Source organism: Streptomyces sp. NPDC018000, assembly GCF_044328025.1.
Classification (GTDB): domain Bacteria; phylum Actinomycetota; class Actinomycetes; order Streptomycetales; family Streptomycetaceae; genus Streptomyces.
In genome coordinates this window covers 270,837-291,123 of record NZ_JBIRGM010000005.1, presented here as the reverse complement: position 1 = coordinate 291,123, position 20,287 = coordinate 270,837, and the positions used below count along the sequence as shown (strand labels likewise).

The 20,287-nt window shown below is 67.2% G+C and carries 18 protein-coding genes; 14 read left to right on the top strand and 4 right to left on the bottom strand.

The window, feature by feature from the left end; all coding sequences use genetic code 11:
- The first annotated feature begins 111 nt into the window (after nt 1-111).
- Nucleotides 112-561 (top strand): YchJ family protein, encoded by a 450-nt coding sequence (locus ACH4EW_RS15700; RefSeq protein ID WP_398256873.1) that lies wholly within the window; start codon nt 112-114, stop codon nt 559-561.
- Nucleotides 562-587: 26 nt separating this feature from the next.
- Here the strand turns inward: ACH4EW_RS15700 and ACH4EW_RS15695 are convergent, their stop codons facing one another.
- The 4 genes from ACH4EW_RS15695 to ACH4EW_RS15680 form a co-directional block, all read right to left on the bottom strand.
- On the bottom strand, nt 588-2,663 hold the full coding sequence (locus tag ACH4EW_RS15695; protein ID WP_398256694.1) for an MDR family MFS transporter: 2,076 nt from the start codon (nt 2,661-2,663) through the stop codon (nt 588-590).
- Between the two features lie 197 nt (nt 2,664-2,860).
- Entirely contained in the window at nt 2,861-3,391 is a 531-nt protein-coding gene (locus ACH4EW_RS15690; protein WP_398256691.1) for a hypothetical protein, read from the bottom strand.
- 236 nt (nt 3,392-3,627) lie between these two features.
- A complete protein-coding gene (locus ACH4EW_RS15685; RefSeq protein WP_398256688.1) occupies nt 3,628-3,891 on the bottom strand; it encodes a hypothetical protein in 264 nt (87 codons plus the stop codon).
- Between the two features lie 207 nt (nt 3,892-4,098).
- Nucleotides 4,099-5,331, bottom strand: coding sequence for a helix-turn-helix domain-containing protein (locus tag ACH4EW_RS15680; protein WP_398256685.1), 1,233 nt, complete (start codon nt 5,329-5,331; stop codon nt 4,099-4,101).
- Nucleotides 5,332-6,234: 903 nt separating this feature from the next.
- Here ACH4EW_RS15680 and ACH4EW_RS15675 point away from each other — a divergent pair.
- The 13 genes from ACH4EW_RS15675 to ACH4EW_RS15615 all read left to right on the top strand — a co-directional run bounded on the left by ACH4EW_RS15675 (nt 6,235) and on the right by ACH4EW_RS15615 (nt 20,283).
- Nucleotides 6,235-7,167 carry a hypothetical protein gene (locus tag ACH4EW_RS15675; RefSeq protein ID WP_398256683.1) on the top strand — a complete coding sequence of 311 codons (933 nt, stop codon included), beginning with the start codon at nt 6,235-6,237 and terminating at the stop codon, nt 7,165-7,167.
- A gap of 288 nt (nt 7,168-7,455) precedes the next feature.
- A complete protein-coding gene (locus ACH4EW_RS15670) occupies nt 7,456-8,121 on the top strand; it encodes a hypothetical protein (RefSeq protein ID WP_398256680.1) in 666 nt (221 codons plus the stop codon).
- 318 nt (nt 8,122-8,439) lie between these two features.
- On the top strand, nt 8,440-9,921 hold the full coding sequence (locus tag ACH4EW_RS15665) for a DUF6801 domain-containing protein (RefSeq protein WP_398256678.1): 1,482 nt from the start codon (nt 8,440-8,442) through the stop codon (nt 9,919-9,921).
- A 294-nt stretch (nt 9,922-10,215) separates the two neighbouring features.
- Nucleotides 10,216-11,211, top strand: a complete 996-nt coding sequence (locus ACH4EW_RS15660) for an ABC transporter ATP-binding protein (protein ID WP_398256676.1) — start codon at nt 10,216-10,218, stop codon at nt 11,209-11,211.
- Nucleotides 11,208-12,068: an MlaE family ABC transporter permease gene (locus tag ACH4EW_RS15655; RefSeq protein ID WP_398256673.1), complete on the top strand. Its 861-nt coding sequence runs from the start codon at nt 11,208-11,210 to the stop codon at nt 12,066-12,068. Before ACH4EW_RS15660 ends, ACH4EW_RS15655 begins: the two co-directional genes overlap by 4 nt.
- A gap of 3 nt (nt 12,069-12,071) precedes the next feature.
- Entirely contained in the window at nt 12,072-12,875 is an 804-nt protein-coding gene (locus tag ACH4EW_RS15650) for an MlaE family ABC transporter permease (RefSeq protein ID WP_398256670.1), read from the top strand.
- Nucleotides 12,875-14,188, top strand: coding sequence for an MCE family protein (locus tag ACH4EW_RS15645; protein ID WP_398256667.1), 1,314 nt, complete (start codon nt 12,875-12,877; stop codon nt 14,186-14,188). The genes ACH4EW_RS15650 and ACH4EW_RS15645 overlap by 1 nt, the downstream gene beginning before the upstream one ends.
- Nucleotides 14,185-15,216 (top strand): MCE family protein, encoded by a 1,032-nt coding sequence (locus ACH4EW_RS15640; protein WP_398256664.1) that lies wholly within the window; start codon nt 14,185-14,187, stop codon nt 15,214-15,216. The genes ACH4EW_RS15645 and ACH4EW_RS15640 overlap by 4 nt, the downstream gene beginning before the upstream one ends.
- Nucleotides 15,213-16,232, top strand: coding sequence for an MCE family protein (locus tag ACH4EW_RS15635; RefSeq protein ID WP_398256662.1), 1,020 nt, complete (start codon nt 15,213-15,215; stop codon nt 16,230-16,232). Before ACH4EW_RS15640 ends, ACH4EW_RS15635 begins: the two co-directional genes overlap by 4 nt.
- A gap of 1 nt (nt 16,233) precedes the next feature.
- The gene (locus tag ACH4EW_RS15630) at nt 16,234-17,355 is read left to right on the top strand and encodes an MCE family protein (RefSeq protein ID WP_398256660.1); all 1,122 of its coding nucleotides are present in this window, start codon (nt 16,234-16,236) and stop codon (nt 17,353-17,355) included.
- Nucleotides 17,352-18,503, top strand: a complete 1,152-nt coding sequence (locus ACH4EW_RS15625; RefSeq protein WP_398256657.1) for an MCE family protein — start codon at nt 17,352-17,354, stop codon at nt 18,501-18,503. Before ACH4EW_RS15630 ends, ACH4EW_RS15625 begins: the two co-directional genes overlap by 4 nt.
- Nucleotides 18,503-19,765, top strand: a complete 1,263-nt coding sequence (locus ACH4EW_RS15620) for an MCE family protein (RefSeq protein WP_398256654.1) — start codon at nt 18,503-18,505, stop codon at nt 19,763-19,765. The genes ACH4EW_RS15625 and ACH4EW_RS15620 overlap by 1 nt, the downstream gene beginning before the upstream one ends.
- Nucleotides 19,762-20,283 carry a hypothetical protein gene (locus tag ACH4EW_RS15615; protein WP_398256652.1) on the top strand — a complete coding sequence of 174 codons (522 nt, stop codon included), beginning with the start codon at nt 19,762-19,764 and terminating at the stop codon, nt 20,281-20,283. Before ACH4EW_RS15620 ends, ACH4EW_RS15615 begins: the two co-directional genes overlap by 4 nt.
- Nucleotides 20,284-20,287 lie beyond the last annotated feature (4 nt).

Genomic DNA, 20,287 nt, shown 5'->3' with positions numbered 1-20,287 from the left:
ACCAATCTGCGGACGCAGTTGCGCCGCCGCACCGGACTGACCCCCAGCGAATACCGCCGTCGTTTCACCCCGGCCCGCCGAGCCGGCCGGACCACGGGTGACAATGGACGCATGTCACGACGCACCACACGACCGAGGCGGTCCGCCACCGCAGGGGCGCGGCCTTCCGCGATCACCGCGCAGTCGCCGTGCCCGTGCGGTCTGCCCGCCACCTACGCGGACTGCTGCGGCCGCCTGCACGCCGGGACCGTCGCCGCGCCGACCTGCAAGGCGCTGATGCGGTCCCGGTATGCCGCATTCGTCGTCCGGGACGAGACGTATCTGCTCCGCACCTGGCACCCCGACACCCGGCCGCCGGCCGTCGAATTCGATCCCGGGATGCGCTGGGTGCGGCTGGAGATCCTGGACACGACGGACGGCAGCGCCTTCCACACCACGGGTACGGTCACCTTCCGCGCGCACTACACGGACAACGGACGGCCGGACTCGCTCCACGAGAAGAGCCGCTTCGTCCGGTCAGAGGGCGCCTGGGTGTACTCGACCGCGGTCTTCGCCGACTGACCCGGTCGCGCAATGACCGGACCCGTTCAGATGGCGGCCGCCGCCTGCGACATCTCCGGTGAGAGCTCCTGCGTGAGGTCCTCCGCCAGCAACCGCTTGGCGATCAGATCCACCGCCGCGCGCAGCTGCTGGTCGTCCGGGCGTTTCCCGTGTTCGTCCAGGCGCTCATTGAGCCACCGCGCCCACGCGTTGTTGATCGCTGCGGCCTCCCGCCTCCCGGCGGCCGTATGCGTGAACAGATGACCGTCACCGGTGAGATAGCCCTCCTCGATCATCCGGTCGAAGACGGGCACCAGCACCTCCGGCGGAACCCGGTGCCGGGCCGCGATCAGGTTCAGACCCGCATGGCCGACCATCCGGGTGAACAGCTCGACCTGCATCACCGCCCAGGCCCCCGCCATGTCCAGCCGGGTGTCCGATTCCGCGACGATCCGCCGGGCCGTGTCCCGACCCGCTCCGCGCAGGATCTTGGCCACGGTGAATGCCAGAACCTTGGCCGAGTCGCCGTCGCTGGGCTGGGCGAAGCCCTCGCCCATGTCCGTCGAGCCGACCCGTGCCGTGTCCAGCAGCTTCATCTGCTTCAGGAAGAGCGCCACGACAAACCCCAGGACCGCGACAGGCACCGTCCAGAGGAACACGGTGTGCAGCGTGTCGGCGTACGCCTGGGCCAGTGGCGCGGACTGTGCGGTGGGCAGACGGTGCAGCCTCTCCGGGCTCTGTGCGGCCTTTGTCAGCACCGCGGGGTCGCCGCCCGCCCGCGCCGCCGCGGCGACGCCGTCGGTCAGATTCGGCTTCAGCGCATTGGCGTAGATCGTGCCGAACACCGCTGTTCCGAAGGAGCTGCCGAGCGTACGGAAGAACGTCACGCCCGACGTCGCCGTACCCAGATCCGAGTAGTCCACCGTGTTCTGCACGGCGATCGTCAGTACCTGCATGGACAGCCCGATGCCGACGCCGAGCACCAGCATGTACAGCGACTCCCGCCACACCCCGCTGTCCGGGCCCATCCGGGAGAGCAGAAACAGCCCGACCGCCATGATGAGTGAGCCCATGATGGGGTAGATCCGGTACCGGCCCGTCCTGGAGACCATGTTGCCGCTGAAGATCGAGGCGCCGAGCAGCCCGACGACCATCGGCAGCGTCCGTACCCCGGAAATGGTCGCCGAGTCCCCGTCCACGTACTGCAGATACGTCGGCAGGAAGGTCATCGCGCCGAGCATCGCGAAGCCCACGATGAAGCTCAGGACCGAGCAGACGGTGAACACCGGATTCCGGAACAGCCGCATCGGCAGCATCGGTTCCTTCGCCCGGAACTCCACGAAGCAGAAGATCGCCAGCGCGACGACTCCGCCCGCGAAGAGACCGATGATGACGGGCGAACCCCATGCGTACTCATTGCCGCCCCAGCTCGTCGCAAGGATCAGTGCGCTCGCGCCGACCGTGACCATCGCGATGCCCAGATAGTCGATCACGGGCCGCCCGGCCGCCTTCACCGACGGGATCGTCCGGGCGGCGGCGATGACCACCACGATCGCGATCGGCACATTGACGTAGAACGCCCAGCGCCAGCTCAGATGGTCGGTGAAGAGCCCGCCGAGCAATGGCCCGATCACCGTCGACACTCCGAAGACGGCACCCATCGCACCCTGGTACTTGCCCCGCTCGCGCAACGGGATCACATCGGCGATCAGCGCCATCGAGGTGACCATCAGCCCGCCCGCGCCGATGCCCTGCACCCCGCGCCAGACGATCAGGAGCGTCATATTGGTCGCGAGACCGCACAGGAACGAACCGGTGATGAAGATGATCGCCGACAGCTGGAAGATGATCTTCCGGCCGAACAGGTCGCCGAATTTGCCGGCCAGGACCGTTGCCACCGTCTCGGCGAGCAGATACGCGGTCACCACCCAGGACATATGCGCGGCGCCGCCGAGATCCGAGACGATCGTCGGCAGTGCGGTGCCGACGATCGTCTGGTCCAGGGCTGCCAGCAGAATCCCCAGCACGATCGTCGCGAAGACGATGTTCCGGCGGCGCGGATCGAGTACGGGCGGCGCGACGGCACTCTGCGCGGCGGGGGTGGTCTCGCTGGCAGTAGTCACGTCTGCACCCTCACACCGGCCCCAGCCTCCCGCATGTGGGGGACGGCCGGACGTGTCGTCAGGCCGGCAGATCCCGTGCGGAAGCCTTCATACGGGTCATGAACGCCTCCCGTACAGGCTCCGCCACCCGGACGGTCGGCGACCCGGATGCGGCGGTAGCCGGTACGGTTCACCCGGGTCTCCGGCCGGGGCGACGATCAGCCGATGCGCCTGCAGATGTCGTCCGTGGACCCGTGGGCCATGCGCAGCGTCCTGTACCCGGTGGGGCTGATGGCGAGGGTGTAGACGCCGTCGATGCGGTACTCGCCGCGCGGCAGATTGCCGTTGTTCTCGCCGACGCCGACGAGAACCGGTCCGATCGTGTGCCAGAGCTGCGAACCGTCGGTGCCGATTTCGATGATCGTGCTGCCACCGGCATCGACGTCGTGGAAGGCGCCGGTGTCGGTATTGGTGACCCGGACGACGAGATCACCCTTGTACGCGACCTCCTTGGGCTTTCCGTCAGGATGGGTCGCCAGCACCTGCCGCACGACCTGGTCGACGATCGGTTCGGTGTGGATGGGGAAGTCGCAGCGGGCACCGGCCGGCTGGTCGGTCGGCGGGGTGGGTGCGGGCACCCAGTCCGTCCTTCCGGGCGCTGCGGTCTCTGCGGAGGCGGGCGCGGCGGTCAACAGCGCCGCGGCGAGTGTCACGGCGACTGTCAGCGAGGAGAAGGTGGTCCGTCGCATGGAAGCTCCCTGAGGGGCTCGCGGATGATGTCGTGGTCGACGCGCCCCCGTGCGCCGGTCACACTCTCACCGGTTGATCATGCCCCGGCCGACTGCGTTATATAAGGGGTGCGTGGGGCCGAAGTTGCCGGGCGCGCGCGAACAGGCCGCGCCCGGAACCCCGTGCCGGGAGTGATCAGTGGATGCGGCGTCCGGAGATCGCCCGCGCGATCACCGGCCGCTGGATTGTGGATGGGTCACCAGGAGCCCGCGGGGCGCACCGGCAGTCGGGGGTGGTGGGCGGCGAGGATCTTGTTGGCACGGGCCAGCTCGGCCAGCGCCTGCTCGCGGTCGGTCTGGTCCTCGACACAGAGCCGTGGGCCACGGAACCTGCGCACCTCGCGCGCGGCGCATTCGGCATCGAACTCCGCCTGCACGATGTGCGGAGGGATGCAGGATCCGATCAACGCGGCGACCCGGTCCGGGATCGGCACGGGGACGAGGAGGTGTGAGGCGGTCATGGGGCCCTCTCGGATGGTTGGCCAGGAGGTGGTTCTCGGTGTGGCCGCCAGGCGGGCGGCCGACTTCCCCATGTGTACGGGACGCACTTCCGGGTTTCTCGTTGAGAACGTCTCCGTGTGGCAACCGTTTGAGAGTGATCGGCTATTTCGCCTTACCCATAAGTAAGTTGACTCCCGGTGAGCTCCGTGATCCGGCTGAAAGCCGACTCACAGGGGGGATCTGTCACCCCGGGACCGCAGCTGGAGCGCGCGCAGCACGGCCTCGGTGGAGAACCGGCCCACGGGGTCCGTCAGTTGCTCGCCGAAGATGGACTCGAGGTTGCGCATCCGGTAGCGGACCGTCTGCGGATGCACATCCAGCAGCTCGCCCATGTGGGCCGCGGTGCCGCGGGTGTCCAGCCAGATCCGCAGCGTCTCGATCAGCCGCTCCCTCCGGGTGGCGCTGATTCCGGAGATCGGCGCCAGTTCCCGCTGGGCGAGCTGGTCGACGAGGGCCGGGTCGGAGAGCAGCCACAGGGTGATGAGGTGGTCCTCGCAGAGGATGACGGGCGCGTCGTCGATGACGCCCGCGTCGACGAGTTCGAGGACGCGGCGGGCCCAGCGGATCGAGTCCGAGGCCAGGGCGGTGGGGACCGTCAGGCCGATCGCGGCGTGGGTGCCGAGGCGGGCCTGGTCCAGCATGCGTCGTCGTGCGTCGTCGAGCGCGCCCGGGATGAGTAAGTGCGGCTGGGGATCGCTGAGATCGGCCAGGATGTCGCTGTCCACAACGGCCCGGTCCAGGCTGGCGGGGGAGCGCGTGGCGATCAGGGTGACCTGTTCGGGGAGCGCCCATCCCGTCTGCTCGCACAGTTCGGCGATGGCGGTACGGGGCGCGGGGCGGCCGGCGAGGATCAGGTGAAGCAGGCGCCGGCGCATGGCCTCGCTCTGCGCGCCGGTCTGCGACTGCACCTCCAGGAAGCCCTCCCTGGACAGGGACTCGAGTTCGTCGATATAGGCGAAGAGCGCATCGGCGAAGCTGAGCATGAGGGCCGGTGAGAGGTTGTAACTCCGGCCGACCTTCTTGGCCCGGCGCAGTGCCACCCGGGCGCCGAGCCGATAGGCGCCCTGCAGTGTTTCCATGTTGCGGCCTTCATAGGCCTCGAACCGGCCGAAACGACGGCACATGTCGTCGCGAAGCGTGGTGGGGGAGGAGGGCTCGGCGACCAGATCGACGAACGACGCAAGGCTTTGTTCCACGCCGACGCGAATGGCCTGACCGTTCGGGCCGTTGAGCAGACGCGCGTATTCCGGATAAGCCCGGGTGACCTCGACGCCGATTTCCTTGATCAGGCTCGGCAGCTCGGGCCGCAGGATTGCGGCGAATTCCTGCGGGAGCGGGTCCAGCGGGTCCAGCGGGTCCAGCGGGTCTCCGGTGTCCGACGGCTGTATGAGTTTTGGCATGACTGTCCCCTTGCTCTCCGGCGCCCGGTTGGGGTGAGGCGGTGGGGGGAAGCGCTCCCACTGACCGACAGGTGCGTACCAAGTCCGCGATGAAGATAGAGCAAGTCGGCAGCTGTGCCCACCACTTGTGCCAGATCGCAGCGCAGCGGGCACACATCTCGGCCGCGTTGTGGGGCTTCGGTGCAGGTGGGGTGGCAGTGCTCACTTTCGGACAATGTATTTCGGCCGCTTGTTTCCTGACGACAAAAAGCGGCGGCCGGTGTTCTGATGCCGACGCCGGGTCTTCGGCGAAGGGCTCGCCGGGAACGAGCGTCGGTCTTTCCGCGAGACGGTCGGGCGAAGCCGGCCAAAGCGAACGTGCGTCGGACCCGGCCGCCGTCGCGGCCGTGGGGGGCATGACGGCAAGCGGGGGCTGACGCCGGACCTGGTGCGGTGCGTTTCGGCCGCCGCCCGGGTGTACGGCGTGTTCCAGACTCCCTCGCTCCGCCGTCGGCCGTCGCGCGGGGGACACCCTTCGCGGTCCGGACACACCATCGGAAACGAATAAATACGCATTCCTTGACAAGCCGTCGGGTCCTTCTGCTCAGTTCCGGATCAAAATCCGAGTACCGCAAAAGATCTTAAGCGGCGGGATTGTGCCGCCGTGTTTCCCGCAAGTAACATCACGGCTCGGCCAATTAAGGCGTGAATTTCGCCTGTAATCGCCTTTGGTTCTTCACCTTCGGGTCTGCCCACCACGCACCACCGACACCGGGCCGTCGGCGCCCCCCCGGCGCGGTCAGCCCTCGGAAAGTCCTGCACGCAACGCATGCAAGTGATTCGTGGCGTCGATGCCGCCTGCGTTGAAACCGGCCAACTCCATGTAAGACGCCGCCATGGGGGCGGCAGTCAAGAGGGGACGACATGAGAACTGTTTCGACCGGAGCGCGTGTGGGGCTGCTGGCAGCCTCCACTGCGTTCGCTGCCGTGCTCTCCACCGGAACAGCCACCGCTGTCACCCAACTGAACGGTCACTGGGCGCCATTCAGCCGGTGCCCTGTGGACGCTCCCGCCATGCTGGCGGCCGACGGCATGACGAACATCGCGACCTGTATCTCCTCCCGCTCCGCCGGCGGATCGATCAAGCTCGGCAACACGCAGGTGCCGACCGGCAACACCGACCTGCAGCTCGGAGTGGTCCAGCACAGCGACGGCACCAGCTCCCTGGTCGCTCCGGACGAGGGCGCACTGGTCGCCGACTCCGCGGATCTCCCCGGAGGTCTGCTCGGCCTGATGTGCCCGAGCGGCATCCCTGTCGTATCGGGGATCTGCGAACAGATAACGAACAGCACCCTCAACAAGGTCACCGCCACCATCGAACCGGCCGGTGACCCGCGGGACTTCAACATGGCCGCGAGTTTCACCACCGACGTGCCGATCCTGGCGATTCCAGTCCGTATCCACCTGCGGAACCCGTTCCTCGGCGACAAGTGCTACATCGGGACCACCTCGAACCCGATCGTGCTGCGGCCGCAGAACATCACTGCCCCCTCCCTCTCGCTCCAGCAGTTCGACCGCAACGGGACACCCAGCGACTCGGGCGAGATGGGGCGCTACACCTTCGCGGGTGCCGATCAGAAGGACTCCGACTACGCGGTCCCGGGTGCCAGTGGCTGCGGCGCCGGCCTGCTGGACTGGGCCGTCAACCTGAAGACCGGCCTTCCCTCGGCCTCGGGCAAGAACAACGTGGTCCTGAATCAGGCCTCCACGTACTTCGCGAGCCCCTACGACCCCGCAGGCCTGGCCCCGAACGAAGGCAAGGCCCTGTCGGAGTACTGGCACTCCGCAATCCGGTAAGCGTGCGTCACGTTCGGAAAGCAGATGAATTGAAGTACGGGCTCTTCTCGATTATGAATTGATGGAGTACCGTATTTCTCGGTGGTCGCCCGTACGTAACATGAATGAGAATCACCGTCCGGAACGCATCGCGTGAATTCTGCGCTCGAAAGATTTACGGGCCCAGTTGCAACCCGCCCCGTACGTCGGCGGGAGTACTTCCCCAAGAGAAATCCACAGTTGGACCGTGGCGTCGCTTCGTCCGGGTCCAAATCATTCCCCAACGGGACAGGAAAAGGGAGAAGTTCCATGCGCAAGAAGACGAGAATCCTGACCGCAGTCGGTGCCGCGGCCGCCGCGGTGGCGCTGGCCACTCCGTCGGCGTTCGCCGGTCCGGCCGCATCCTGGACCATCACGCCGAGCGGCGCCTTCACCGGGAACGCCGGTGTCACGGTACTGACGGACAACAACGGCAACAAGATCCAGTGCCAGACGTCCACCGCGGCGGGGAACCTCCCGGCATCCGCCAGCGGCAGCCCGGCGAAGCTGGCGGACATCACGTCCATCTCGTTCAACTCGCCCTGCACCGGGCCGTTCAGCTCCACCTGGACCGTGAAGACCACTGTCACGCCCCCGTGGGAGCTCTGGGGCAACAGCTACGCGGCGGGCGCCGGCACCAACTCCACCGGTCAGACCACCGGTCAGATCCAGGCGATCAAAGCGACGGTGACCGGCAGCAGCATCCTCGGACCCTGCACCTTCAACGTCACCGGCAGCGTCGCGGCGAAGTACAACAACCCCAGCGCGGGCGGCTCCAACGGCACTCTCGACACCACGGGCGGTGGTCTCACGCTGACCATCGGCAGCAAGGTCGGCGGCGGCTGCGGGATCGTCGGCGCCACGGCGAGCTTCGCGGGTCTGTACACGATCAAGACCACGGGCGCCGGCACGCCCTCGCCGGTCATCGTCGGCTGACGATTCCCCGGAGAGGCCGGAGGAACGCGTACGGGTGCCCAGTCACACCCTGTGTGGCTGGGCACCCGTGCGACGCATGGCGTCCGGCCCTTTGCGCAGTGGGTGACAAATCCACGCCGCTGCTTTGTCATCGAATGACAAGAATTTCCTGCTGTTGTTTGAAACGAAACGCAACTCTTCCCAGCCGCGACCGGTGTGCGTAGCCTACCCATCGGTAAGGGCAGGATTCAGCCGTTCGAAGGCCCGCTGCCCATAAGTGGACCCACATCCGCAACCATGTGGCATTCATGTCCACTCATGCTGGAAGGACTCAAGTGCATGACCGTCGACGCACGCATCTCGGCACGGCGACCGCTCCACCTGGCAGTGGGCGGGGTGCTCGTCGTCGCCACCGCATTCATTCCGGGCGCTGAATCGATGGCGGCCGACCAGAATTCCGAGGTCGCGCTCGCCTACGAATGCGAATTCCCCTCGGGTGCTGCGGGAGTCGGCGTCACCGTTTCTGCCTCGCTCCCCCCGTCGGTGGAAACGGGGGAGGCGGTTCGGCCCGAAAATGTCTCGGTCGCGGTGAAACTGACACAAGCGGCCCTCGAACAATTCACCGGCCTGGAGGCGACGAGTCTGTCGGCCGTCGCGCAGCTCACCGTTCAGCACCGCAGCGGTGACCAGTCGGCCGATGCCGCATGGGCGAATCTCGACGCGCCGCCGGTGCCGATCCCTGCCGAGGGCGGGCTGGCGCTGACCGCGGCCGGCGAGGTGCCCACGGCGACGTTCGGCTCGCCCGGGAAGGCCACCCTCTCGCCCGCCGGTCTCGCCCTGTCCCTCACTCCCCGCAAGGCCGACAACTCCCCGACGTCGCCACCGAGTCTCCAGGTCGTATGCGAGCTCGCACCGGACCAGGACTCCACGCTCGCGACCGTGCTCGTCGAGGGCTCCGGCTCCGGCCCCACGCCCGAGCCCCAGGTGAGCACTCCCGCGCCGGCCACGACGGACCCCCGGCCTGGAGGAGGGTTGCCCTCGGGCACCCGCAAGAAGATCGAGGCGCTCACCGACAGGATGCTGGCCGGCGAGGACGACCCCGGTGACAGCTGTCCCATCGTGATCCCGCCCGAGTGGGTGATGACGACGGCGGACACCTATGTGGCGGGCTATGCCAACGCCGCCAAGATGGACGGCGCTGTGGCGCTGGGGCCCGCGCACATGAAGGTGACGCTGAACAAGGTCTACATCAACGACTCGTGCGCTTCCACGGTCGATGTGACGTCCGAGGCGGAATTCGAGTACAAGGGACGGCGACAGCTGCCGCCGGCCAAATCCACCTTCCTGACGTACGGGTTCATGCCCACCACCGCCACTGTGGAACTGGAACAGGTGGGCGGGCCGGCCGTCGTGCAGACCCATACGGTCACCAACACGCCCGAGTACCCGGAAAGCACGACAGTCACCGCAAAGCTCTCCATGCGGATACATGACGTCAAGGTGAACGGCGTCCCGCTGGACGTGGGCGACAACTGCCGGACGGCCGAGCCCTTCGAACAGGTCCTCAAGGCGTGGGGCCAGAGCTATCCGCGCGCCGGCTACCTCGTGGCGTACGGCGGAACCCTGTCCGGCTACGCGCACATACCGCCGTTCAAGGGATGCGGGGTGGATGAGAACCTCGACGCCGTCTTCACCGCCGCGATCTCCAGCGCGGGCAGGGACGCCGACAACTACACCAAGATGACGCAGGCCGCGCTGTGTGTCGCGACGAACCCGGACGGTCCCGACTGTCCGCCGAAGGTCCCGACACCCGAACGATGAGCGGCACCTGCCACGTTTCACGTCGGAGCTGTACCTGGAGTCCCGGTCGCGCCCCTCTGCGGGGAGCGCTTGCGCAGTTTTCGACAAGACCGGGGGACGGACTTGTCAACGATTGACAAGTGATCCACATCCAGCACAACGTTCGTAGATTTTCGCTGTTCAATGCCTTGTCCTGGCGGTTTCGACGGACATAACGTGCGCCCCCTGGTGCATGTGTGACGAGCCGCCATTGGATTTCTCAGAGCCGGAGCGCTGACAGATGACTTCGTTCACAACAACTTCGAAGGAGGGCAGATGGGGATCGAAATAGTGGTCGAAGGCCTCACGAAGTCCTTCGGCAAGCAAAACATCTGGCAGGACGTCACCCTCACCTTGCCCGCCGGTGAGGTGAGCGTGATGCTCGGCCCTTCCGGCACCGGAAAGACCGTCTTTCTGAAATCCATCATCGGTCTGCTGAAGCCCGAACAGGGGCGCGTCCTCATCAACGGCGTCGACATGGTGAACAGTCCCGAACGCGAGATAATGGAGACCCGAAAACTCTTCGGGCTCATGTTCCAGGACGGTGCCCTCTTCGGCTCGATGTCACTCTTCGACAACATCGCCTTCCCGTTGCGTGAGCACACCCGCAAGAAGGAATCGGAAATCCGCCGGATCGTCATGGAGCGGATCGACATCGTCGGTCTCCTCGGCGCCGAGGACAAACTGCCCGGCGAGATATCCGGCGGTATGCGCAAGCGTGCCGGCCTGGCCCGCGCCCTTGTCCTGGACCCGCAGATCATTCTCTGCGACGAACCGGACTCCGGACTCGACCCGGTCCGCACCGCCTATATCTCCCAGTTGCTCATCGATCTCAATGCGCAGATCGACGCGACGATGCTCATCGTCACCCACAACCTCGACATCGCGGCCACCGTGCCGGACAACATGGGCATGCTGTTCTGCCGCAACCTCGTCACCTTCGGGCCGCGCGAGGTGCTGCTCACCAGCGACGTGCCGGTCGTCTCCCAATTCCTCGCAGGGCGCCGCGAAGGCCCCATCGGGATGGCCGAGGAGAAGGACGCAGCGACTCTTGCCGCCGAGGAGGTGAACGGCTACGGGGCCGGTATCAGTTCCGCCAACGGCCCGCGCACCGTCGTACCGCAGCTGGAACCGTCGCCGGGCATGCCCGTACGGCAGGCGGCCCTGCGCCGTCGTGAGCGGGTCCTGTCGATGATGGGTCAGCTGCCGGAGGCCGCCCGTACGGCCATCATGAACAGTTACACCCCGGCCGCGGGCGGTGGACGCCCGTGACGGCCCCCATGCCGGTGCGGCCCCCCGAGCCGCCCACGACCGGCGCGGCCCGCACGACCTTGCACAAGGCCCCGGAGCAGCGGCCTCCGGCGCGGCTGCTCGCCCCGCTGCGCGAGACCGGGAAGCTGTTCTCCCTCGCCGGGACCGTGAGCCGAGAGATCTTCCGCAGACCTTTTCAGGTACGGGAGTTCATCGAGCAGTTCTGGTTCGTCGCCAGCGTCACCATTTTGCCCGCCGCGCTGGTATCCATCCCGTTCGGTGCGGTCATCGCCCTCCAGGTCGGCTCGCTGACCCAGCAGCTCGGCGCCCAGTCGTTCACCGGTGGTGCCAGCGTCCTCGCCGTCATCCAGCAGGCCAGCCCGATCATCGTGGCGCTGCTGATCTCCGGCGCGGCAGGCTCGGCCATCTGCGCCGACCTCGGTTCGCGGAAGATCCGTGAGGAACTCGACGCGATGGAGGTCATGGGTGTCTCTCCCGTGCAGCGCCTCGTCGTCCCGCGCGTCCTGGCCACCATGCTGGTGGCCGTCCTGCTGAACGGCCTGGTCTCCGTCGTCGGCACGCTCGGCGGCTACTTCTTCAACGTGATCCTGCAGCACGGCACCCCCGGGGCCTACCTGGCCAGCTTCTCCGCCCTCGCCCAGCTCCCCGACCTGTACATCAGCGAGGTCAAGGCGCTGATCTTCGGCTTCATCGCAGGGATCGTCGCCGCCTACCGCGGCCTCAACCCGCGCGGCGGCCCCAAGGGCGTGGGTGACGCGGTCAACCAATCCGTCGTCATCACCTTCATGCTGCTGTTCTTCGTGAACATGGTCCTGACGGCGATCTACCTCCAGATCGTCCCCGCGAAGGGGAGCTGACCGATGCCGATGCTCAGCTGGCTCGACCGATCGGGCGAACAACTCACCTTCTACACAAGGGCATTGATCTGGATTCCGCGGACCCTGCGCCGCTACTTGCGGGAGGTGCAGCGGCTGCTGGCCGAAGTGGCCTTCGGCAGCGGCGGTCTCGGAGTCATCGGCGGCACCATCGGCGTGATGATCGCCATGACCCTCTTCACCGGCACGGTCGTCGGCCTCCAGGGGTACGCGGCCCTCAACCAGATCGGCACCTCCGCCTTCACCGGCTTCATCTCCGCCTACTTCAACACCCGGGAGATCGCCCCGCTCGTCGCCGGTCTCGCGCTCTCCGCGACCGTCGGCGCCGGCTTCACCGCCCAGCTCGGCGCGATGCGGATCAACGAGGAGGTCGACGCCCTGGAGGCCATGGGCGTGAGGTCCATGCCCTACCTCGTCACCACCCGGATCATCGCGGGGGTCGTCGCGATCATTCCGCTGTACGCGATCGGGCTGCTCTCCTCGTACCTCGCTTCCCGCTTTGTCACGATCCTGTTCAACGGACAGTCCGCGGGCACCTACGACCATTACTTCAATCTCTTCCTCTCCCCGGACGACGTGCTGCTGTCGGTGCTCAAGGTGCTGATCTTCAGCGTGATGGTGATCCTTGCCCACTGCTACTACGGCTTCCACGCCACGGGCGGGCCCGCCGGAGTGGGGGTGGCCGTCGGCCGGTCCGTGCGCAACGCCATCGTGATCATCAGCGTCACCGACTTCTTCCTCTCCCTGGCCATCTGGGGTGCCACGACAACGGTGAAGGTGGCCGGCTGATGAATTCACACCGGACGCAGACCGTCCGCCGCAGACTCGCCGGAGTCACCTTTCTTCTCGTGCCCGCCGTGCTCGTGTGGGTGTCGGTCTCGGTGTACAGGAAGGATTTCACCGACGACGCCACCGTGACCGTACGCACCGGAAGCGTCGGCAACGAAATGCACGACAACGCGGATGTGAAGCTGCGCGGCGTCGTCGTCGGACAGGTTCGCAACATCTCGGCCGACGGGGGCGGGGCCCGGCTCACCCTTGCCATCGAGCCCGGCAAGCTCGACCGCATCCCCGCCGACGTGACCGCCCAGATGCTGCCCACCACACTCTTCGGGGAACGGTTCGTGGCGCTCGTACCGCCCGAGGTGCCGTCCGCGCAGTCACTGCGCCCGGGGGCCGTCATCCCGCAGGACCGCTCCAGCAACGCCATCGAGCTGGAGGAGGTCCTCGACAACGTCCTGCCGCTGCTGACCGCGGTGAAGCCGCAGAAGCTCGCGGCAACCCTGGGCGCGGTCTCCCAGGCGCTCGAGGGACGCGGCGAGAAGCTCGGCGACACACTCCTCACGCTCGACGCCCACCTGGCGAAGTTCAACCCCCAACTCCCCAAGCTCAACGCAGACATCAAGGAACTCGTCAAGGTGAGCAAGGTGTACGGGGACGCCGCGCCCGACGTCCTCGACGCGCTCACCGACTTCACCACCACCAGCGGCACCATCGCCGAACAGCAGGCGCAACTCGCCGACCTGTACGGGTCCACCACGGCCTCCGCGCAGGAGATCACCTCGTTCCTGCAGGAGAACAAGGACAACCTGATCCGGCTCTCCGCCACGGGCCGACCGACACTGGAACTGCTGGCGCAGTACTCGGACGAATTCCCCTGCACCCTGCGGACCTTGGCCGGCTTCGTCCCGGCCATGGACAAGGCGCTCGGCAAGGGCACGGACCAGCCCGGACTCCACGTCACCGTCAAGCCCGTGAAGTCCAAGGGCAAGTACGTGCCCGGCAAGGACACCCCGGTCTACGACGCGACCGGTGGGCCGCACTGCTACTCCGTGCCGTACATGGGCCGGACCGTACCGACCGCGGACGCCCGCACGGCCGATTCGGCCGTCCCGGCCGGCACGCCGGCCGACGACGAACCGACCGGTATCGCACCCTCGGACAAGGATTCCGCCCTCGGCATGCCCAACTCCCCGCAGGAGAGCCAACTCGTCAACGAGCTGGTCGCTCCTTCACTGAAAGTCCAGCCGCAGGCCCTGCCCGACTGGAGCAGCGTGCTCATCGGTCCGGCCTTCCGCGGTGCGGAGGTGAAGCTCAAGTGAAGCGCCGTTCCATCGCCGGACCGCTCGCGAAATCGATCGTCTTCATCCTGGTGACCGTTCTGGCGACCACCGTCCTGGGACTGTCCATCGCCAATACGGGGGTCGGCGACACCACCGCGTACAAGGCCAGGTTCACCGACGTCACCGGACTGATCGTCGGCGACAGCGTCCGGATCGCCGGGGTCGAGGTCGGACAGGTCGAGTCCATCGAGGTGGCCGACAAGCGGCTTGCCGAGGTCGGCTTCGCCGTCCGCAAGGGGCGAAAGCTCCCCGCTTCGGTGACCGCCTCGATCAAGTACCTCAACATGGTCGGCCAGCGGTACATCGACCTCGACCAGGGTGCCGGGCCGGTCGGCCGCAGCTTCGCCGCCGGAGCGACCATTCCGCTCTCCCGCACCACCCCGGCGCTCGATCTCACCCAGCTCTTCAACGGCTTCCAGCCGCTCTTCGAAGGGCTCTCCCCGCCGGACGTCAACCAGCTCGCGGGCTCCATCGTCCAGGTGCTTCAGGGAGAGGGCGGCACCGTCGACAGCATCCTGCAGCACGTCGGCTCGCTGACCGGCACGGTCGCCGCCAAGGACAAGGTGATCGGCGAGGTGATCAAGAACCTCAACACGGTCCTGAAGACCGTCAACGACCGCGAGGCCGGTTTCGACGACCTCGTCGTCACCCTCCAGAAGCTCGTCACCGGGTTCTCCGGTGACCGCAAACCAATCGGCCAGGCAGTGACCGCGATGGGTGCGCTCACCACCGTCACCGCGGACCTCCTCGATGACGGCCGGGAACCGCTCAAGGACGACATCAAGCAACTCGGACGTCTCTCCGACCAGTTGGGCAAGGGAGTCCCGCAGATCGAGAACTTCCTGCAGAAGACCCCGGCCAAGATGGCAGCGATCAGCCGCCTCGCCTCGTACGGCTCCTGGCTCAACCTCTACCTCTGCGAGGCCAAGGTCAGCGGTGTGACGACCGAGGACGGCAGCGCTCCGCCCACCGGCATCGCGATCACCCAACCGAGGTGCCTGGCATGAGAATCAAACCCGTACGGGAACGCAACCCCGTAGCCGTCGCCGTCGTCGGTCTGCTTGTCCTCGCCCTCATCGGCCTGGCCGCCTACCGTGCCGACTCGCTGCCGTTCATCGGCGGCGGTACCACCTACACCGCCGATTTCACCGAGTCCGCCGGACTCAGCGAAGGCGATGAGGTACGGGTCGCCGGAGTGAAGGTCGGTGAAGTCACCGGCGTCCGGCTCGACGGCTCCGAGGTGAAGGTCGATTTCGAGGTCAAGGAAGTCTGGATCGGCAACTCCTCCACCGTGGGCATCGCCATCAAGACACTGCTGGGCGAGAAATATCTCGCCGTCGACCCGCTGGGAGACTCCCCGCAGGACCCGCACGAGCGCATCACGGTGAGCCGCACCACCTCCCCGTACGACGTCACCCAGGCGTTCAACGGACTCGGCGAGACCATGGGGGAGATCGACACCCGACAGCTCGCCAAGAGCTTCGAGACGATCTCCGCCACCTTCAAGGACTCCCCGCCGGACGTGAAGAGCGCAGCCGACGGGCTCTCCGCGCTCTCCAGGACGGTCTCCGAGCGGGACGCCCAGCTTGCCACGCTCCTCAAAAGCAGCAAGCAGCTGACCAGGATGCTCGCCGACAAGAAGAGCAGCTTCGAAACCCTCCTGGAGGACGGCAACCTGCTCCTCGGTGAGATCCAGGCGCGCCGCGACTCCATCCATCTGCTGCTCACCGGCACCCGGAACCTGGGCACTCAGCTCACCGGCCTCGTCGAGGACAACAACAAGCAGTTGAAGCCCACCCTGGACTCGCTCGGCCGGGTCACCGCGGTGCTGGTGAAGAACCGCAAGAGCCTCGACAAGGTGCTGTCGCTCGCCGGCTCGTACAGCCGGCTCGTGGGCAACACCCTCGGCAGCGGCCGCTGGTTCGACAACTACGTCTGCGGCGTCGTCCCGAAGAACTACCTGCCCGCCGGCACACCCCCGGCGACCGGATGCATGCCACCCCAGCAGCAAGGCGGCCGCTGACATGAGAATCGCACGCATCGTCGGCATCGGTGCCGGACTCGCCGTCGTGGCCGTCGCGGCCACTACCGGTGTCATGGCCATCGACGACGAAGGAACGACGACCGTCACTGCCTACTTCGACCAGGTCACCGGCGTGTACGCCGGATCGGACCTGCGGATTCTCGGCGTCAAGGCCGGCAGGGTCGAATCGGTCACGCCGCGAGGCGACGAGGTCAGGGTCACCCTGCGGATCGACAAGGGCGTCAAGGTCCCCAAGGAGGCGCACGCCGTGGTCGTCGCCCCCAGCCTTGTCGCGGACCGCTACGTCCAGCTCGCCCCCGCATACGACGGGGGACCGCTGATCGCGGACGACGCCGTACTGCCGGCCGCGAACAACGCCACACCGGTCGAGATCGATCAGCTCTACGACTCCATCACTGAGTTCTCCACGGCCCTCGGCCCGGACGGAGCCAACGCGGACGGAGCACTCTCCGGACTCCTCGACACCGGAGCCAAGAACCTCGACGGCAACGGAAAAGCCATCGGGAACTCCATCGAACAGTTCGGCAAGGCGACCAAGACCCTCGACAAGAGCAGCGGGGACCTCTTCGACACGCTGTCCTACCTGCAGTCCTTCACCACCATGCTGAAGGACAACGACGGCAATGTGCGCGCTGCCGAACAGCAGCTCAACTCCGTCACCGCATTCCTCGCCGACGACAAGGAGAATCTCAGCGCGGCGCTGAAGGAACTGGGCACCGCCCTGGGCCAGGTCAAGAGCTTCATCCAGAAGAACCGTGGCGCGCTGAAGGCGAACGTGGACGCCCTGGTGCCGCTCACCCAGACCCTGGTCGACCAGCGTGCCTCACTTGCCGAGTCGATGGACACGCTGCCGCTCGCGGCGGACAACGTGGTCAACGCGTACGACCCGGTGAACCGCACTCTCAACGGCCGGACGAACCTCAATGAGCTCTCCATGGGCGGGCCGCTCACCTCGGGCCCGGCCACCGGACTCGCGGGCCTCGCACCGGTCGACGGCACACGGCAGAAGGCACTGCCCGCCCTGCCGCTCCCGCCCGTCGGCACCGTCTACGGCACCCCGGCGAAGACCGCCACGGAGAAGAAGAAGGGGGCGAACCGATGAGCCGTGCCCTCCGCAGACCCGGAGCCCGCACGACCGGTGTCGTCGCGGTGCTGGCCGTGGGCGTCGGCCTGGCCCTGGCCGTCACCGGTTCCGGCCTGCCGGCGTTCACCGGCATCGACCAGGTGCCGCTGCCCGGCGGAGCCGACCTCGGCGACCACCCGTACGAGATCACCGCAGAATTCGCGGACGTGCTCAGCCTTGCCCCGCAGTCCTCGGTGAAGGTCAACGATGTCGCCGTCGGCCGCGTCACCAAGATCTCCCTGAGTCCGGGCAGCTGGAACGCCGAGGTCACCATGCGGGTCAACGGCCAGGTCGAGCTGCCCGCGAACGCCTACGCCCACCTCGAACAGTCCAGTCTCCTCGGCGAGAAGTACATCCAGCTCTCGCCGCCCGCGACCGGCACCGCACAGGGCAGGCTCGCCGACGGAGACCGGATCGCGCTGACGCGGACCAACCGCAACCCCGAAGTCGAAGAGGTCTTCGGCGCCCTGTCGATGCTCCTCAACGGCGGTGGCATCAACCAGCTCAAGACGATCACCACCGAGCTCAACAAGGCACTCGCCGGACAGGAACCCCAGGTCCGCTCCATGCTCAACAGGGTCAACACCCTCGTCACGAACCTGGACGGCCACAAGGAGGACATCACCGACGCACTCGACGGGGTCAACCGGCTCGCCGCCACCCTCGCCACCCGTAAACAGGACGTCGGCACGGTCCTCACCGGGCTCAGCCCCGGTCTGAAGGTCCTGGAGAAACAGCGCGGTTCGCTCCTCACCATGCTGCGCTCGCTCGACACCCTCTCCACCGTCGCCGTCGACACGATCAACAAGAGCAAGGCCGACATGATCGCCGACCTCAAGGCCATCGCCCCCAGCCTCAAGGCGCTCGCCGACTCCGGCAGCGACCTGCCGGACTCCCTCCAGGTGCTGCTCACCTACCCGTTCACGGACGAGGTGCTGCGCGGGGTGAAGGGCGACTACCTCAACGTCTACCTGGATGTGACGGCCATGCCCGGCACACAGATCATCCCGCCGCTCGAGCCGGACGTCCCCCCGGCCTCCACGAGCGGCACGAACAAGCACGCCTCCTCGGCGCTGCCGCTGCCCCTTCCCTCGGTCTCGACGTCGGGCACGAAGGGGAACAGCTGATGATCACCCTCGCCATCCGGCTCAAGAACATCGCCTTCCTGATCATCGCGGTGCTCGTCCTCGGTTTCCTCGGGGTGCGGTACGCCGGCCTCGGCCACTACATCGGTATGCGCAGCTACTACACCGTCACGGTCCAACTGCCGCGTACCGGAGGTCTGTACACCCACTCCAACGTCACCTACCGAGGTGTGTCCGTGGGCCGGGTCGGGCCGATCGAGCTCACCGACGACGGAGTCGAGGCCGAACTGCGCATCGAGAAGGACACCCCGCCCATCCCGGACAGCCTCAAGGCCGTCGTCGCCAACCTGTCCGCGGTCGGCGAGCAGTACGTGGATCTGCGGCCCACCCGTACGAAGGGCCCCTACCTGGTGAACGGCTCGGTCATCGACCAGGCCGACACGACCGTTCCGGCCCCCGTCACCAACATCCTCACCAGCGTCAACGACCTGGCGGGCTCCGTCGACCTGGACTCCCTGCGCACGGTCGTCGACGAGTTCGGCACCGCGTTCGAGGGGCGCGGAGACGACCTCCAGGTGCTGCTGGACACCGGGAGCGATTTCGTCGAGGCAGCCGACGACGCACTGCCGGTCAGCACCCGGCTCATGGCCGACGGCGAGACCGTGCTGCGCACCCAGGCCGAACAGGGCGAGGCACTCAAGCAATTCGCTTCCGGCGCCGAGGAACTGGCCGCCGAACTCAAGGGATCCGACTCCGACCTGCGCAAGCTGATCGCGGTCGCCCCCGGTGCGACCGGACAGATCAGCGGACTGCTGCGGGACCTCGACCCGAGCTTCGGCGTCGTCGTGGCCAACCTGCTCACCACCTCCGAGGTCGCAGTCACCCGGCAGCGCGGACTGGAGGAACTCCTGGTGAAACTGCCCGCGGTGGCAGCCGCGGGATCGAGCGCGGTGGACGAGAACGGGGCCCGGTTCGGCATGTCGGTCACCTTCTTCGAACCGCTGCCCTGCACCGCCGGATACGGCTCCACGGTCTACCGCAACGGTCTCGACACCTCGGCAGGTCCGCCGGTCAACACCAAGGCCCGCTGCACCTCGTCGCCCGGCACCGGTATCAATGTGCGAGGCAGCGCCAACGCACCGAAGGGCGGCGCAGTGCCCAAGCCCGCCAAGCCCGGTTCGATGCTGCTCGGGCACGACTCCGCGGACCGGCTTCCCGGCGCACTCGGCGTCACCGGGGACCCCCGGCCCGCGGTCGACGGCCTGGCCGGCCTGCTGGGAATCGGACAGGGAGGCGGCGCATGACATCCCGCACGAAGACCCTGAGCGGCTGGGCGGCGCTGCTCGCCGCAGCTCTGATCTGCGCACTCGGCGGCTGGTCGTACGCCGACGCACGCAGCGACGAAGACCTGTCGTACGCGAAGATGCGCGATGTGGCGCTGGCCGACGGAGAGGACTGCCTCGCCCGACTGAACAGCCTCGACGGCAAGGACGCCAAGAGCGTCGACGCGGGCCTCGGCGCCTGGCTCGATTCCTCGACCGGGCCGCTGCACGACCGGTTGAAGCGCACCCGGAGCAAGGATGCGAGCGAACTGACGAAGTCCGGTTCCACCGCGCGCGGCAAGGTCACCGACGCGGCGCTCACCACGCTCGACGAGCGGGCCGGTACGGCGGAGATGATCGCGACCGTCGATGTCGAGGTCACCCCGCGCACCGGCAAGGGCGGCATCGAACGCAAACGCTTCGAGGCCACGCTCGCCCGGACCGCGGACGGCTGGAAGGTCAAGGCGCTCACGGCGATCCCCGTCGGGGGCGGCGCATGAAGCA

Bases quoted from the DNA above. Each gene is read 5' to 3' on its own strand.
- ACH4EW_RS15700 (WP_398256873.1), top strand. From the start codon at position 112: ATGTCACGACGCACCACACGACCGAGGCGGTCCGCCACCGCAGGGGCG.
- ACH4EW_RS15690 (WP_398256691.1), bottom strand. From the start codon at position 3,391: ATGCGACGGACCACCTTCTCCTCGCTGACAGTCGCCGTGACACTCGCC.
- ACH4EW_RS15685 (WP_398256688.1), bottom strand. From the start codon at position 3,891: ATGACCGCCTCACACCTCCTCGTCCCCGTGCCGATCCCGGACCGGGTC.
- ACH4EW_RS15680 (WP_398256685.1), bottom strand. From the start codon at position 5,331: ATGCCAAAACTCATACAGCCGTCGGACACCGGAGACCCGCTGGACCCG.
- ACH4EW_RS15675 (WP_398256683.1), top strand. From the start codon at position 6,235: ATGAGAACTGTTTCGACCGGAGCGCGTGTGGGGCTGCTGGCAGCCTCC.
- ACH4EW_RS15670 (WP_398256680.1), top strand. From the start codon at position 7,456: ATGCGCAAGAAGACGAGAATCCTGACCGCAGTCGGTGCCGCGGCCGCC.
- ACH4EW_RS15665 (WP_398256678.1), top strand. From the start codon at position 8,440: ATGACCGTCGACGCACGCATCTCGGCACGGCGACCGCTCCACCTGGCA.
- ACH4EW_RS15660 (WP_398256676.1), top strand. From the start codon at position 10,216: ATGGGGATCGAAATAGTGGTCGAAGGCCTCACGAAGTCCTTCGGCAAG.
- ACH4EW_RS15650 (WP_398256670.1), top strand. From the start codon at position 12,072: ATGCCGATGCTCAGCTGGCTCGACCGATCGGGCGAACAACTCACCTTC.
- ACH4EW_RS15645 (WP_398256667.1), top strand. From the start codon at position 12,875: ATGAATTCACACCGGACGCAGACCGTCCGCCGCAGACTCGCCGGAGTC.
- ACH4EW_RS15635 (WP_398256662.1), top strand. From the start codon at position 15,213: ATGAGAATCAAACCCGTACGGGAACGCAACCCCGTAGCCGTCGCCGTC.
- ACH4EW_RS15630 (WP_398256660.1), top strand. From the start codon at position 16,234: ATGAGAATCGCACGCATCGTCGGCATCGGTGCCGGACTCGCCGTCGTG.
- ACH4EW_RS15625 (WP_398256657.1), top strand. From the start codon at position 17,352: ATGAGCCGTGCCCTCCGCAGACCCGGAGCCCGCACGACCGGTGTCGTC.
- ACH4EW_RS15620 (WP_398256654.1), top strand. From the start codon at position 18,503: ATGATCACCCTCGCCATCCGGCTCAAGAACATCGCCTTCCTGATCATC.
- ACH4EW_RS15615 (WP_398256652.1), top strand. From the start codon at position 19,762: ATGACATCCCGCACGAAGACCCTGAGCGGCTGGGCGGCGCTGCTCGCC.